Consider the following 14,214-nt stretch of genomic DNA (forward strand, 5'->3'; position numbering starts at 1 on the left):
CGGCCCTAACCGGCCATGGGGTACGCCAGCGTTTAGCGCTTTCTCTTTCGTGCATTTGGAGTGTCCCACTCCCAAAGAAACTTTGCGCGCAGCGCCTCCAAGCAATCGTCCCATGTCTCGCACTCACAAGCCGCGACGGCGGTTTGCAGATAGTCCAAGAGGATTTCGTGCGAGTACGAATGGATACGTAGGATCTTCGTCTCACCGCTTTTGGAAGGCACCCTGTTCGGGGTCACGACCCTGACTGAAAAAGTTTCTGTCCAGTCGGCATCCTTGGGTCCGATTGCCAATTGAAGCCAGATGTCGGCGTCATCTGACGACACGCTTGCAAGAGTTTCACTCCCGTCCATTTCAATATCGAAGGTCTCGCCAGCAGAAATCGCCACGATTATGTCAGCCTTTAATTCCAACATAGCCTTACCCTGTCTTTAGCATTAATCGCGGCTGTACCATTTATCAGCGCGCGGGCGGTTGAGGTTGTGTGCCCACGCCTTGTTAGCTTGGCGCACATGAACCCGCAACGACTGCTATTGGCGCATTCTTGCCATCGATGCTGCAGCGGTGTCCTGAAGATCAGTCACATCCTACGTCCTCCAGCCTCGGAAGCGTGCCTGCGGGTTCACTGACATCGCGGCCGTGGCCGCGATGTTGCTGGCCAATAGAGGTCAAAGCTTCTCCAGGAAGGAGATCAGGTCGTCTCCGGCCCTGAACCGACCTGGTGAACAATCATGGAAAGGCTCGATCTTCGCGAGCGCGGCCTCCTTGATAGCCAGATGCGCGTGTAGATATGGCTGTGTCGACTTGGTGGATTCGTGGCCGAGCCACAAGGAGATAACCGTGCTGTCGACGCCCGCATCGAGCAGTGCCATCGCCGCACTGTGTCGAAGAACGTGGGGCGATATTCTCTTTGCGCGAAGCGAGGTGCAGGTCTTCGACGCAGCCAGGACATACTTCGCCAAAAGGTATTGGACTGCATCCGGGCTCATCCGGCCACCGTGAATGGTCGGAAACATGATCATTCCATTTGCGATGGGCGGCTCATCCAACCACCTTGTGAGTGCGGCATTCAGGACTTTGGTGATCGGGGTGCATCGCTCCTTACGACCCTTCCCAAAGCAACGGATATATCCCGCTGTCCCGACCGTGATCGCAGCCCTGTCAAGCCCGACCAGCTCGGACAGGCGCATTCCTGTTTGCACGGCGGTCAGCAGCAGGAGGTGGTCTCTGCGACCGAGCCAGGTCTTCCGGTCTGGGGCGGCGAGAATTGCGTCGATCTCTGTCCTCGTGAGAAACTGGACCTCGCGCTTCGCTCCGATCTTGCCTGGTATCGCGAGGACACGCTGGATTTGGCCGCTATAGGCAGGCTCCTCGAACGCCAGGAAGCGGAAGAAGCACCGGATTGCCGTCAGCCGAAGGTTGAAGGTCGCCGGACTGGCATGGCGCTCCAGGTCCAACTCGTCGAGGAACGCTACCACCAGCTCCGCATCGAAGTCATCCAATTGCAGATTGGACGGATACCTGCCGGTTCGACGATGGGCGAACTTCAGGAAGAGTTTGAATGTATCCCGATAGGAGGCGATTGTGTGTGGGCTGACATTACGTTGGCGGGCAAGACGCTGGGTAAAAAAGCGTTCGATCAGCCTTGGGAGAGGATTTGTCATTGGACGGCCTCCCACTTGGCTTCCAGTCGACGCTTCGCTTCATCCAGGAGATCGGGATGGGCGCTCAGATACCAGTAGGTCGCGTCGGAATGATTGTGCCCGAGATAAGTCGATAGCTCCGGCAAGCGTCGGTCGATGTCTTCGCCTGCCTGATACCAGGTGAGCAATGTCCGAACGGCGAAGGTGTGCCGAAGGTCATGTATACGGGGGCCGCTACGCTCGTCCGCTTGTCGCAGGCCCGCCCGACGCGTCCATAGGATGAAAGAGAAGTGCGGGTTAGCATGGATCAGAGCTTTCCCGCGATCTCCGACGAAAAAGTAGTCGCTCGCCCGTCTGATCGGCTGTTCGTCTCGGATCAACGCATATCGCCGAAGCGCTAACGTCGTGCTCGGGTGCAACGGGACAATACGGGTCTTCCCGAACTTCGTCGCACGGATCGTCAATGTCCCCGTTTCCAGATCGGCGTCCGCCCGGAGCAACCGTGCCGCCTCGGAGAATCGCAGCCCGGTCGATGCCAGCAAGCCGAAGAAATAGTGATAGGTCGGCCCTCGGAAGCTTCCGGGATGAAGGTCGATCATTGACTTCATCAGATCAGCGATCTGTTCGTCAGAATAGACGAATGGGCGAGGCCTTCGTTGTGGGGGAAAGATTTGAGAGGGCGGTATCTCTGTCAGGGGGTCGACCACCTGAACATGGCGGGCAAATGATCTGACGGTAGACAGGCGCGATGACCACGTCGCAGGTCCACACTGGTGGCCTGCCCAATCGACGGCAATCTTTGCGGTGATCCGCTGCTCCCCATGAGCTGCCGCATATCGCACGAAATTGCGAAGTCGGCTTTCCTGGCTCTGGAGCTTGAACCCAAGCGAGCGTCGCAGGGTCAGGTATTGTTCAAGGGCTTCGGCCATCTCCATCATAGGACTTCTCCTACCCATGGCCGTGAAAGAGATCGAAGGCGCTCGATATCGAACTTGGCATATATCCGTGTGGTGCTAGGGTCCTTGTGGCGAAGGAGCTGAGCAAGTTCGGTCATGCCCACACCCGACCTAACGGCAACCGTTGCAAAGGTGTGCCGGAAGATATGGGCATGGTGAGACCTGGTGCCCGTAACCCCCGCCCGCTTTAGGGACCTGCGAGCGATCAGAATGACCGGCGTCGCCGTCGCGAACGGCGTGCACGGGGTTACAACCCTATGAAATATCGTCCGAGACCCGGATATCGGCCGCCCGTTCAGGATGTAATCCGCGATTGCCGCTCCGACATCACTCGGTAAAGGCATGGTCGCAACCCTGCCGCCCTTGCCGTGAACCCGAAGGAGCCCTGACTGCCAATCGATGTCATCGAGCAACAAAAGGGCCACCTCGCTTGCACGCAACCCAAGCCTCGATAATAGCAGGAGAACGGCATGGTCTCTGCGTCCAGATACAGTGGAAAGATCGCAGTTCTTCAAAACGGCATCGAGTTGCGCGACGCTCATATATGCAGGCAACGCCGAGAAACGAAGGTTTCTCGGGCTCGGCACTGCTGGAGATAGGTTTTGTTCGATGTGTCCTGAAGTGTGCAAGAAGCGAAGCAAAACCCGGATGTGCCCGAACCAAGTTCCGAGGCTGTTGCTTGAGCAGCCCGCGAAGCTTTTGGTCAGATAGGCCCGCACTTCGATGTGGGTGAGCCCGAAAATACCTGAATAATCGTCCCAGACACCCAGAAGAAAGCGACGGGCACACCAAATATGTCCGGAAATCGATTGCTTGGAATAGCCTCTTCGACGGAGTTCCGCGCCGTAAAGCGTCAAGACGGCCTCAGCCTGGTGGACTGGCTCAGTCATTGGGCATAGGGCACCAGCAGCGACAAGCTCGACCTGCAGCCGTCGCAGCGTCGCTCGATTGCCATTCTGAAGTTTGCCGTCGGCCGCTCGTCTGGTGATGAAACGCCCGAAGTCGGCAGGCTCGATCCTTCCAGGCTCTGCCTTGTGATGATCGATCTGGAACTTGATGAAAGCGCCAACAAGCCGGACGGATCGAATGATGGACTGCTGAGTGTAGCCCTTGTCGATCATATATAGGACCAGGGAATCCACACTTTGCCGATGCGGCCAATCCTCGATCAGCTTCCAGCACTGCATCCCCGCGAAAGAAGGTACGGTCATTTATGTCGTCTCCGCTAAGTTGAAGTTGCGGAGACAAGCTACTATGCCGAGCCATTGAGCTTGGTTTACCGGAAATCTCGGGCTTTAGGGAATGGGCTCGGCATAGTATTGGGCTCGGGATAAGTGCCTTTATGCCGAATTCGGCATAAAGGCACGAACATGTCGCGCGCGGCTATAACCGGCTTCGGTTGATCCCGCGGATCCGGCCCACCTCCCCGCGCAAATTCATCACCACGGCCGGCCGGCAGCTTGAACTCTTCGTCACGATCGGCAAGGCCCACAAGGTCGCCTGACAGATCGAACAACTGCTGGGCGACAAGATGCACGACCTCCCCTTCCCTTTGGATCCGCCCATTGATCGCCATCATCGAGGATCCGAGAACGACCCGCCGGCGTTTTTCGAACAGCGTCGGCCAGACGACGAGGTTAGCAGGCCCGGTCTCGTCCTCGATGGTGATGAACATGACGCCCTTGGCCGATCCCGGCTTTTGCCGAACCAGGACAAGTCCGGCAGTGTAGACCCATCGCCCGTCCTTCGAATTCATCGCCTCGGCACAGGTGATGATGTTGCGCACTGATAAATCCTTGCGCAGGAAGGCGATCGGATGCTGCCGCAATGTCAGCCCGGTATGACTGTAGTCCTCAATGACGTTATGCCCGTCCGTCATCTGCCGAAGTGCCACCTCCGGCTCCTGCTGCTCGGCGATTGCAGCCATTTCCCGGTGGGCCGCAGCGGCAAACAACGGCAGGGGTTCGTCGCGCAGCGCCTTGATCGCCCAGAGCGCATCCCGGCGCTCAAGCTTCAGCGACGGCAGAAAGGCATCCGCCTTGGCGAGCTGGACGAGCGCCTCCGATGGCACGCCGGATCGGCGCCACATATCGTCAACCGAGGCAAAGGCATTGCCCATGCGCGCGGCGACGATCCGCGCGGCGTCAGCGACCGCCAATCCCTTCACCTGCCGAAACCCGAGCCGGACAGCATGCCGATCACTGCTCCCGATCCGCTCCAGGGTGCAGTCCCATCGGGACCGATTGATGCAGACCGGCCGCACCTCGACGCCGTGGGCTCTCGCGTCGCCGACAATCTGCGCCGGCGCGTAAAAACCCATCGGCTGCGAATTGATGAGCGCCGCGCAGAAGGCTTCCGGATAATGGCATTTGATATAGCTCGACGCATAGGCGATCAGCGCGAACGACGCCGCATGGCTCTCCGGGAAACCATAGGAGCCAAAGCCTTCGAGCTGGGAGAAGGTCTTTTCGGCAAATTCCGGCGTGTAGCCGTTCCTCACCATGCCGGACACGAGCTTGTCCTTGAACCGCGAGACGCCGCCGGTGAACTTGAAGGTCGCCATCGATTTGCGCAGCTGGTCGGCCTCGCCGCCGGTAAAGCCGGCGCAGACCATCGCCACCCTCATCGCCGACTCCTGAAACAGCGGCACGCCGAGCGTCTTGCCGAGCACCGCTTCCAGCTCGGGCGTCGGATATTCGACTGCCTCCTTGCCTTCGCGGCGGCGAAGATAGGGATGCACCATGTCCCCCTGGATCGGACCGGGCCGGACAATGGCCACCTGCACCACGAGGTCATAGAAGGTTCGGGGTTTCAGCCGCGGCAGCATCGCCATCTGGGCGCGGCTTTCGATCTGGAACGTGCCGAGCGTATCGGCCTTGCGGATCATCGCATAGGTCGCAGGATCCTCCTGCTCGATTTTCGAGAGATCGAGATCCCGATCCTTGTGCTCGCGGATCAGATCGAAGGCCTTGGCCATGCAGGTGAGCATTCCAAGCGCCAGGATATCCACCTTCATGAATTTCAGGGCTTCGACGTCGTCCTTGTCCCATTCGATGATCTGACGGTCCTTCATCGTTGCCGGCTCGATCGGCACGAGATCGTCGAGCCTGTCATGGGTGAGGACGAACCCGCCCGGATGCTGGCCGAGATGCCGTGGCGCGCCCATCAATTGCTGTGCGAGCTTCAAAGTCAGCACAAGACGCCGGTCGTCTGGATTGAGATTGAGCTCGCGGACATTGCGATCGCAGACCTCCTCCGACCAGGACCACATGCCAGACGACAGCGCCTTGATCACGTCCTCCGGCAAACCAAGTGCCTTGCCGACATCGCGGATCGCGCCGCGCGCCCGATAGCGGGTCACGGTGGCGCAGAGCGCTGCCTTTTCTCTGGTATAAGTGCGGTAAATCCACTGGATCACCTCTTCGCGCCGCTCGTGCTCGAAATCGACATCGATATCAGGCGGTTCGTCACGCTCCTGCGATACGAAGCGTTCGAACAGAAGATCATTCGTCGAGGGATCGATGCTGGTGATGCCGAGAATGTAGCAGACGGCGCTGTTGGCGGCAGAACCCCTCCCCTGGCAAAGAATACCTTCAGACCGCGCATAGCGCACGATCGAGAAGACGGTCAGGAAATACGGGGCGTATTCCATCGTCTTGATCAGATCGAGCTCGTGCCGCACTGTCTTCAGAACGTCAGGCGGCAGGCCTTCGGGATAGCGATCGGGCACGCATTGCCAGACATAGTGCTCCAGCGATCCTTGAGCATCCTTGCCCGGTACGATCGCCTCCTCCGGATATTGGTAGGTGAGCTCCTCGAGCGAGAAAGTGCAGCGACGGACGATCTCCATCGTCCGTGCGAGCGCCTCCCCGTAGCGCGGAAATAGGCGCTCCATTTCTTCCGGCGGCTTCAGGTATCGGTCGGCGTGGCGCTCGCGCTCGAAACCAACCTCGTCGATTGTGGTGCGGGTACGGATGCAGGTGACAATGTCCTGCAACTGCCGGCGACCTGGTTCGTGGAAAAGGACATCATTGGTGACGACCGTCCGCACCTTGAACCGCGCCGCAAGATTGGAAATCTCATGCAGCCGCAGCTGGTCGTTCTGCCGACGCCGCAGACAAAGCGACACATAGGCGCGATCACCAAACACCTCGGCCATCTTGCGCAGCTGGGTCCCGCAGGTGTCATCCGGCAGGTCCGGCACAAGAATGCCGATCATGCCGTCATTGTATGCGACGACGTCGTCCCAGTGCAGGATACAGTTGTTCTTGCCGCCGCGCGACTTGCCAAGCGTGATCAGGCGGGTCAGCCGGGCATAGGCAAGGCGATCCGTCGGATAGACCAGCACCGACATGCCGTCGGCCAGATCGAGCCGGCAACCGACAACGAGGCGTAATCCCGTGGCGCGCGATGCTTCAAGCGCCCGGACAATTCCGGCAAGCGAATTGCGGTCGACAACGCCGAGGGCTTCGATGCCGAGAGCCTTGGCGGTCTCGAACAGTTCCTGCGCCGAACTGGCACCGCGCAGGAAGGAAAAATGGGTCGTGACCTGCAGCTCGGCATAACTCATGCGAAGATCCCATGGCAGAACCAGCGGTGGCTTCCGGTTTCAGGATCGATTCCATCACCGGAGCGAAACACCCAGAGACGCTCGCCGGCCTCGTCTTCGATGACGAAATAGTCCCGCACCGCCTCCATCTCAGCGCCGCGCTGCCACCACTCGCCAAAAATCCTCTCAGGACCATCGGCCCGCTTGACCTTCCGCCGCTTGCCGCGCCAGGTGATCGAGACCGGCGGGCGGTCCGGCAGCAAGGCGATGGCCTCGATCAGCTCCGGACGCGCCAGCAGCCGAACCGGCCGGCGCCAATGACTGACCCAGGTGACCTCTACCGGATCGGCAGCAGGACCGATCCGCTGGACGGAGCGCTCCGGCACGTCGGAGGCAACGGGTGCTACCCGATACACACGCTGGCCGCGGTTGCCGTAGATATCGATCAGCGGTGTGACGTCCTTCACTTCCTCCTCGACCAGCGAGGAGGATTTCTGGCGCTCCTCCAGCGGCTCGGCCATGACGGCGGCCAGGGTCAGCTTCTCGATCCCGAAGCCGGGCTCGATCTTTTCCGTCCGGTCGCGGAACAGCTTCGTCAGCCAGGCGACATCGCGCACCGCCTTCACCGTTCCGGCGCGGATTGCCTGCCGCGAACCGTCAACTTTTTCGACGATCAGGTCGGCGCGCCGAACACCAAGGCCGCGCCTTTGCAGCTCCTCGATCAGTTGCACGACCAGCCGGCCGACATATTTGTTGATGGTTTCGGCAGCACCGATCGGCTCGGCGAAGGCGCGGCTCACCTCGATGAGCTCAGGGGTACGGATCGGATCGATCTGCTCGCAGACGCGGCCGAACATCTGGTCGAGCCGCCGGCCAATCTCCGGACCGAAACGAAGCGTCAGCGGCGCGCGCGGCGTATTGGCCAATTCGCCGATGGTCTGGAATCCAAGCGTGCGCAGATCGCTGACGACTTTCCCGGGAAGGCGCAGCAACGATATCGGCAGCTTTTCGACGGCACGCGCGGTCTCACCAATCGGCACGATAACCGTCTCGCGGCTGATGGCACGGGCGCAGGCATGCGCTGCACCCCAGGTGTCGGCGATCGCGACACGGGCGGTGAGTTTTTTTGCCAGGAACTGATTGGCGATCTTCGTCACCATTGCGAGCTCGCCGCCCTGCAGGTGGTCGGCACCCTCTGTGTCCATGATGATCCCGTCGATCCCATCGACCGCGACGATCGGCGAATAGAGCGTCAGCGCCCAAAGGGTAATGCGCTCAAGCGCTGCGGCATCCTTTACAGGATCCGCATCGACCAGCATCAGGCCGCGGAACAGCGCCTGTGCTTTCGCCGCCGGCATGCCGACATGCACGCCGGCTTTTCGGGCGGCGGCGTCGGCGGCCGACACCCAGCGTTTCGAGCCGCTCCTGGCGATCACGGCGATTGCCTGTTCAGGAGGAGTAGACGGATCGGCGCGACGAATGCGATCCGTCGGCAGATCCGGAAGATAGATCGAGACAACCCTTGTCATCGCACGCCCTCACGAGAAACTCAGCACATTCACCCGCTTTCACGCGCATCAGTTCCAGCAACCATTGGGCCCTCCCAACGCCCGGCACCGGCAATTCCTCCGACGGCATCACGCTGACCCGCCACCGCGTGGTCGATGCCGTCGGCTGCCCGAAATCATTGGCCTCCGTCTGCCGTCGCCAGCGTCGGACGGCAAGCGCCATGGTGCCTGTCCGCTCAGCCGCCAGCTGCAGGCGGCGCGAGCTGACCATCGGCAGGCGAACGAGTTCACCGACGACGGCGCCGAGCCCACCAAAGGACAGCCCCTCCTCCATGTTGGCGAGCACGTCTTCTTCTTTGTCGGACTCGACGAAGATCACCCTGTCAGCATGCAGTCCGACCTGGGCGAGTGCAGGAAAAAAGAGATCGGGACGCGTCAGGCACCAGACGATCGGACCTTTGGTCCGCGCTGCTATCCCCGCCGCAAACAGGGCCACCGCCGCACCATCCACCGTGCCCGACCCGCCGCCGGCTAATTCGTGCAACGCGCCATAAGCCAGACCACCTCCCGGCAGGACCGCATCGATTTCCGGCACGCCGAAGGACAGACAGCCAGCCTTTCTGGCTGACACGCCCTCCAGCGAAGTGATGCGTTCGCGCAGGTCGGAAATCACCCTTTCACGGGCAGCAGTCATCGTTCACGGCTCCCTTCAAGGCCGTGTTGGCGGCCGACGTCATGTCAGACAGAATGCAGATGTTCTCTTTCTGTTCCGACCCAACGGAGGAGTCAAGCAACCGGAGGGATGGGAATATTATCCTGAACATTAGGAATCAGCAGAATACCGAAGGGAATCAGCCCGATAGCGGCCCGCGGATTTTTTTCCGAGTGTTTGCGGGCGCTAATCCCTTTGTGTGAATTGCGGGGACAAGTCGGCATCGTCACAGTGTTTTTAAGATTTTTCTGCTGAACTGTCGGCATGCCGAAGCCTCCGAGATCAAAACCCCTCCTTCGTGACGCCGAGGCCCCGATCCGTTCCCGGCCGCGAGGCAAGCGAAATCCGGCCCAACCACAGCTGCTGTTCGATCCCATGCCTGAGCGCGTCGAGCCTGCGCTGGCGCAATTGAAGTCCCATCCCCCAAAGGGCAATGAGTGGAGCTGGGAGCTGAAATGGGATGGCTATCGCCTTGCCGTTCACATCGAGCCGCAAGGAATCCGGATCCTTACGCGTGGCGGCCATGACTGGACGCACCGGTTTCCGGCCATAGAGCAAGCGGCCCGAGCGCTCGGGCCGGCGACGATGATCATCGATGGCGAAGCCGTGGTGCTCGACGATGAGGGGCGGCCGGATTTCGGGCTGCTGCAACAATCGCTGGGGGCATCCGGCAAACAAGCTGGCAACCGTGCGTCCGACGCCGTCCTCTACGCTTTCGATCTTATCTACCTTGATGGCCACGATTTGCGCGGTGTCGAATACCGGTCTCGCCGACACCTTCTCGAGGACACGTTGAACGACCCAAACAATGACCAGGTCGGCGCCGTTCGGCTATCGGAAACACTCGATGCTGAACCCGCTGTCCTGCTTGAGCATGTCTGCCGCCTCGGGCTGGAAGGCATCGTCGGCAAGCACCTCGATCGGCCCTATCGCTCGGGCCGGACCGGGGATTGGGTGAAAATCAAATGCATCCAGAGCGAGGCCTTCTTCATTGTCGGTTATGAGAAGTCGTCAGCATCACCTGCCGGCTTCGGCTCGTTGGTGCTCGCCGCCTACCGCGATGGCGATCTCCTCCACGTTGGAAGCGTCGGGACGGGCTTCAAGGAAGCTGAGGCGATCAGGTTACGGAAGATGCTGGACACGCTGCGATGGAAGCGAAAGCAACCGCCCCTGCCCTATTCCGGAAGCGCCGATATTGTCTGGGTCGAGCCGACCCTGATTGCTGAGATCGAGTTTCGCGCCTGGACATCGGACGGCAAACTCCGTCATCCATCCTACAAGGGCTTGCGAGAACGCCAGGATAATGCCGACGTCTTCCGGCTCGACTAGCGAATTCAGTACCATCCGCTAGATTGGTCACCATTCGAGCTCGGCGGAGTGGATATCCAGCATGTGCAACTTGTATCGCATGGAAGACAAGGACTGGGTCGCGAAATGGGCCCAGGACGCTGAAAGCCTGATCAACCTGATGCCGGCCTACCAGATGAACCCTGATCAGATGGGGCCGATCGTCCGCAACACCGCCGACGGCAAGAAGCAGTTGGTCCATGCGCGCTGGGGACTGCCCTCGCCGCGCTTCGCGCTTGAGAAGGCGGCCAAAGCCAAGGCCGAGAAACTTGCGGCCAAGGGCAAGCCATTCGATCTTGAAGAGCTGATCCGCATGGAAGCTGACCGCGGCACGACCAACGTGCGCAAGCTCAGTTTTCCGCACTGGAAGCGATGGTTCGGTGTCGAAAACAGATGTCTCGTCCCGGTCACCAGTTTCGCGGAACCGGATCCAGCCAGCCAGGTGGTTGGCGGCAACGTGCCCAACGCCTGGTTTGCCCGCGATGAAAGTAAGCCGCTGATGTTCTTTGCCGGTCTCCATGTGCCGCAATGGCAGAGTGTCCGAAAGATCAGGGACGGCCTGACCACTGACGATCTCTATGGGTTTTTGACCACGGATCCCAACGACCTGGTGAAGCCGATCCATGAAAAGGCGATGCCTGTCCTGTTGCTGACCAAGGAAGAGACAGACACCTGGATGCGGGCGCCCTGGGAAGAGGCCAAGGAGCTGGCCGGTCCGTTACCGAATGATGCGCTGATCATCTCGTCCCGCGAACCGTACGGCTCCACGATCGTATCGAAATCCGGAGAGCCGGTGGAACAGGGCATTCTGCTTTGACAGCTGAACTCAAAGCTTGAATGGATCGGAAAACGAAAAAGCCTGCCGCGGGAGGAGGTGCGGCAGGCTTTTCCAAAAGATCGAACAACGGCTGGGAGGGGGAGCGCCGCTGTTCCGTCAGGCTCCCCTTGGGAGGAGAAGTGGGTCGCCTGAAACACGAAGCTCTGCGGGAGGAGGTGCATTGCTTCGTTGATTTGAAGATACCAGAGGCTGCCCCGACCGCCAGCGCTCAGACCGCAGTGCAGCCATGCGCTTGCTGCAATGCACCATGAAAATCGCGCTTGTCTTCGGCCATTATGGTCGAGGTGCCACCTTCTCTCTGCTGGGCTCGAAACCGAGAACAAATTCGATCACCTTGGCGGAGGACATTTCGTACGGCTTCAGTGTCGGCCCCGATCCCGCCAATCGATAGAGGTTGAAGCTGACGATCCCGGTTCCGCCAAGTTCCTCGCCATAAAGCCATGTTCGTTTGCCATCCTCCGACCGCTTGACGGTAACGCCCCACGATCGATTAGCAAAATATCCGTCGACATAGCCCTCCGGCAATTTCGCCAGCGCGTCTTCGAATGTCGCCTGAACCGATGGAGGTCTTTTGCCGCCGGCGGTCATGGTGCCAGGCATTCGTCGCATATGCCGCAGCCATCGTCATCCATGCTCGAAGCCGGACGTAACCTTCGACAGCACGGACATGTCGTTGCATCCGGTGCACACGTTTCATCGCGGTCCGGCGGAAGAATTTCAATATAGGATTCCGACAGCGTTTCGGTCGCGCTTCGATCCATAACGATGCTCCAGTTCGGGGTTATGCCAGAGATAGTGAGCTTCGACGGCTGCACAAGCGCGCCGCTGCTTTGAGGTGGCAATGAACTCTTCGCGGGGTGAGGTGAAGACTCCCGGACGGTAAATTTGTCGGGCATTGGCAGACTTCGAATTCGGTTGGTCGTGCAGCCGAGCCCGAAGCATGAAGCGGGAGAAGTTGGGCGCGGCGAGTATGACTTACCCATATGCACGTCAGCTGGTGCACCACGAAAAGCTGAGATCGGTGCCGGAAACGAGCGCCAGCATCGACATTCCAGCCCGGCACCTGAAACATGCCAACGACGTGCTGCAATGCGCGCTTACGACCACCGCGTCGGTGATCTTCTTCACCAGCCTGACTTTAATCCAGCTTCTCGAAGAGCCGCCACCGCGTTAGCCGGTTAAAGCAGAGCGACATCCAGCGGCACATGTTCGAGACGACGGGCGGGCTGCCTCTGCTAACTCCTCATCAAGCCAGCCGCATGCCGTCAAAGGCAGCCGGCAAAAAGCCGGCTTGCGCGCATCAATCTATAATAACGTCAATACCCTCGGCCAGCCGCGCCAAGTCAGCGCCTTCGCCATACGACACTTCGGCGCAAAGACCACTTGGATCTCTGGATACTGCTCAGCAATTTGTTTTGCCAGCTCCGCTCCCTTCACTAGGCATGGTTGTGCCGACGAGAGGCATCAGCTGGCCTTGGCTCGGCCGCACCATGTCGCCCGAAGAGAGTTGAAAATCTCCTGGAGCCGTGCCGTGAAAAGGACAGCAATTCCGCAACGCGCAGCGCAATTCCGAAAGGTCCCGGGTTCTCGCGCTTGGGTAAGACATCTCCCGTGGATACATCAAACACGGAGAAAATCATGACCGGAAATTCTTTCTCGGATTCATCGAATACAAGCGAGCATCTTTTCGCGCCACCGCATGCGTTCCGGCGCAGCGTGCTGATTGCAGGTCTTTCCGCCTCGGTTCTGGCGGCTATGCCCGCCGCCGCCGCGGGCCGAACCGCCGCCTCCAAAAGCAATCAACCCAACAAGGAAAGCAGTGACATGAACTACGTAATCACTTCCGATGGCGTTGAGATCTTTTACAAGGACTGGGGCCCGAAGACCGCTCAGCCGCTCGTCTTTCATCATGGCTGGCCGCTTTCCGCCGACGACTGGGACACCCAGATGCTCTTCTTCCTCAGCAAGGGATATCGCGTGATCGCTCACGACCGGCGGGGCCACGGCCGCTCCAGCCAGGTCGGCGACGGCCACGATATGGATCATTATGCGGCAGATTTTGTTGCAGTCGCCAAGCACCTCGATCTTCGAAACGCCATTCATATCGGGCACTCGACCGGCGGCGGCGAGGCGGCACATTATGTCGCCAAGCACGGCCAGCCTGACGGACGCGTCGCAAAGCTGGTGCTAATCGGCGCTGTGCCGCCGGTCATGGTCAAGACCAAGGCGAATCCCGGCGGATTGCCAATCGAAGTCTTCGACGGCCTGCGTGCACAGCTTGCTGCAAACCGCGCCCAATTTTACTATGATCTCGCAAGCGGCCCCTTCTATGGGTTCAATCGGGAAGGCACCAAAAAGATCGAAACGGTCGTCCAGAATTGGTGGCGCCAGTCGATGATGGGTGGCGCCAACGCGCAATATCTCGGCATCAGGGCGTTCTCGGAAACGGACTTCACTGAAGATCTCAAGAAGATCACCGTGCCGACGCTTGTGATGCATGGCGATGACGACCAGATCGTGCCGGTCGCCGACTCCGCGCCGCTCTCGGCCAAGCTTCTAAAGGACTCCACCCTTAAGCTCTATCCCAACCTGCCGCACGGAATGTGCACGACGCATGCCGAAATCATCAACGCCGACCTGCTCGCCTTTATCGAGCGGTAGTCG

The 14,214-nt window shown here is 59.8% G+C and carries 13 protein-coding genes; 4 read left to right on the top strand and 9 right to left on the bottom strand.

From position 1 onward, the window contains the following. Positions 1–32: 32 nt before the first annotated feature. The 8 genes from ACSQ3G_RS30685 to ACSQ3G_RS30720 form a co-directional block, all read right to left on the bottom strand. Positions 33–413, bottom strand: coding sequence for an Imm8 family immunity protein (locus ACSQ3G_RS30685; RefSeq protein ID WP_436113027.1), 381 nt, complete (start codon positions 411–413; stop codon positions 33–35). Positions 414–665: 252 nt separating this feature from the next. After that, entirely contained in the window at positions 666–1,661 is a 996-nt protein-coding gene (locus tag ACSQ3G_RS30690) for a tyrosine-type recombinase/integrase (RefSeq protein ID WP_436113028.1), read from the bottom strand. Beyond that, entirely contained in the window at positions 1,658–2,578 is a 921-nt protein-coding gene (locus tag ACSQ3G_RS30695) for a tyrosine-type recombinase/integrase (RefSeq protein ID WP_436113029.1), read from the bottom strand. Before ACSQ3G_RS30695 ends, ACSQ3G_RS30690 begins: the two co-directional genes overlap by 4 nt. After that, positions 2,575–3,807, bottom strand: a complete 1,233-nt coding sequence (locus ACSQ3G_RS30700; protein ID WP_436113030.1) for a tyrosine-type recombinase/integrase — start codon at positions 3,805–3,807, stop codon at positions 2,575–2,577. The genes ACSQ3G_RS30695 and ACSQ3G_RS30700 overlap by 4 nt, the downstream gene beginning before the upstream one ends. A gap of 65 nt (positions 3,808–3,872) precedes the next feature. Further along, positions 3,873–7,166: an error-prone DNA polymerase gene (locus ACSQ3G_RS30705; protein ID WP_436113031.1), complete on the bottom strand. Its 3,294-nt coding sequence runs from the start codon at positions 7,164–7,166 to the stop codon at positions 3,873–3,875. Further along, positions 7,163–8,674 carry a Y-family DNA polymerase gene (locus ACSQ3G_RS30710; RefSeq protein ID WP_436113032.1) on the bottom strand — a complete coding sequence of 504 codons (1,512 nt, stop codon included), beginning with the start codon at positions 8,672–8,674 and terminating at the stop codon, positions 7,163–7,165. Before ACSQ3G_RS30710 ends, ACSQ3G_RS30705 begins: the two co-directional genes overlap by 4 nt. After that, entirely contained in the window at positions 8,595–9,347 is a 753-nt protein-coding gene (locus ACSQ3G_RS30715) for an ImuA family protein (RefSeq protein WP_436113033.1), read from the bottom strand. The genes ACSQ3G_RS30710 and ACSQ3G_RS30715 overlap by 80 nt, the downstream gene beginning before the upstream one ends. A gap of 92 nt (positions 9,348–9,439) precedes the next feature. Next, a complete protein-coding gene (locus ACSQ3G_RS30720) occupies positions 9,440–9,631 on the bottom strand; it encodes a hypothetical protein (protein WP_436113034.1) in 192 nt (63 codons plus the stop codon). Here ACSQ3G_RS30720 and ligD point away from each other — a divergent pair. Both ligD and ACSQ3G_RS30730 read left to right on the top strand, forming a co-directional pair. After that, positions 9,630–10,694, top strand: a complete 1,065-nt coding sequence (ligD, locus tag ACSQ3G_RS30725) for a non-homologous end-joining DNA ligase (RefSeq protein WP_436113035.1) — start codon at positions 9,630–9,632, stop codon at positions 10,692–10,694. The two genes, ACSQ3G_RS30720 and ligD, sit on opposite strands and share 2 nt — an antisense overlap. Before the next feature lie 61 nt (positions 10,695–10,755). Further along, positions 10,756–11,529: an SOS response-associated peptidase family protein gene (locus ACSQ3G_RS30730; protein ID WP_436113036.1), complete on the top strand. Its 774-nt coding sequence runs from the start codon at positions 10,756–10,758 to the stop codon at positions 11,527–11,529. Positions 11,530–11,823: 294 nt separating this feature from the next. On the opposite strand, the gene ACSQ3G_RS30735 is transcribed toward ACSQ3G_RS30730, so the two are convergent. Next, entirely contained in the window at positions 11,824–12,150 is a 327-nt protein-coding gene (locus tag ACSQ3G_RS30735) for a hypothetical protein (protein ID WP_436113037.1), read from the bottom strand. A gap of 370 nt (positions 12,151–12,520) precedes the next feature. Between ACSQ3G_RS30735 and ACSQ3G_RS30740 the strand changes: the two genes are divergently transcribed. Then, positions 12,521–12,724: a hypothetical protein gene (locus ACSQ3G_RS30740; RefSeq protein ID WP_436113038.1), complete on the top strand. Its 204-nt coding sequence runs from the start codon at positions 12,521–12,523 to the stop codon at positions 12,722–12,724. A 650-nt stretch (positions 12,725–13,374) separates the two neighbouring features. Then, positions 13,375–14,211 carry an alpha/beta fold hydrolase gene (locus ACSQ3G_RS30745; RefSeq protein WP_046632741.1) on the top strand — a complete coding sequence of 279 codons (837 nt, stop codon included), beginning with the start codon at positions 13,375–13,377 and terminating at the stop codon, positions 14,209–14,211. Positions 14,212–14,214: the final 3 nt, after the last annotated feature.

The sequence above is a fragment of the Neorhizobium tomejilense genome, assembly GCF_964254135.1.
GTDB classification, from domain to species: Bacteria; Pseudomonadota; Alphaproteobacteria; order Rhizobiales; family Rhizobiaceae; genus Neorhizobium; species Neorhizobium tomejilense.

Bases quoted from the DNA above. Each gene is read 5' to 3' on its own strand.
- ligD (WP_436113035.1), top strand. From the start codon at position 9,630: ATGCCGAAGCCTCCGAGATCAAAACCCCTCCTTCGTGACGCCGAGGCC.
- ACSQ3G_RS30735 (WP_436113037.1), bottom strand. From the start codon at position 12,150: ATGCCTGGCACCATGACCGCCGGCGGCAAAAGACCTCCATCGGTTCAG.
- ACSQ3G_RS30745 (WP_046632741.1), top strand. From the start codon at position 13,375: ATGAACTACGTAATCACTTCCGATGGCGTTGAGATCTTTTACAAGGAC.
- ACSQ3G_RS30730 (WP_436113036.1), top strand. From the start codon at position 10,756: ATGTGCAACTTGTATCGCATGGAAGACAAGGACTGGGTCGCGAAATGG.
- ACSQ3G_RS30720 (WP_436113034.1), bottom strand. From the start codon at position 9,631: ATGCCGACAGTTCAGCAGAAAAATCTTAAAAACACTGTGACGATGCCG.
- ACSQ3G_RS30685 (WP_436113027.1), bottom strand. From the start codon at position 413: ATGTTGGAATTAAAGGCTGACATAATCGTGGCGATTTCTGCTGGCGAG.
- ACSQ3G_RS30740 (WP_436113038.1), top strand. From the start codon at position 12,521: ATGACTTACCCATATGCACGTCAGCTGGTGCACCACGAAAAGCTGAGA.
- ACSQ3G_RS30710 (WP_436113032.1), bottom strand. From the start codon at position 8,674: ATGACAAGGGTTGTCTCGATCTATCTTCCGGATCTGCCGACGGATCGC.
- ACSQ3G_RS30695 (WP_436113029.1), bottom strand. From the start codon at position 2,578: ATGATGGAGATGGCCGAAGCCCTTGAACAATACCTGACCCTGCGACGC.
- ACSQ3G_RS30690 (WP_436113028.1), bottom strand. From the start codon at position 1,661: ATGACAAATCCTCTCCCAAGGCTGATCGAACGCTTTTTTACCCAGCGT.
- ACSQ3G_RS30700 (WP_436113030.1), bottom strand. From the start codon at position 3,807: ATGACCGTACCTTCTTTCGCGGGGATGCAGTGCTGGAAGCTGATCGAG.
- ACSQ3G_RS30715 (WP_436113033.1), bottom strand. From the start codon at position 9,347: ATGACTGCTGCCCGTGAAAGGGTGATTTCCGACCTGCGCGAACGCATC.
- ACSQ3G_RS30705 (WP_436113031.1), bottom strand. From the start codon at position 7,166: ATGAGTTATGCCGAGCTGCAGGTCACGACCCATTTTTCCTTCCTGCGC.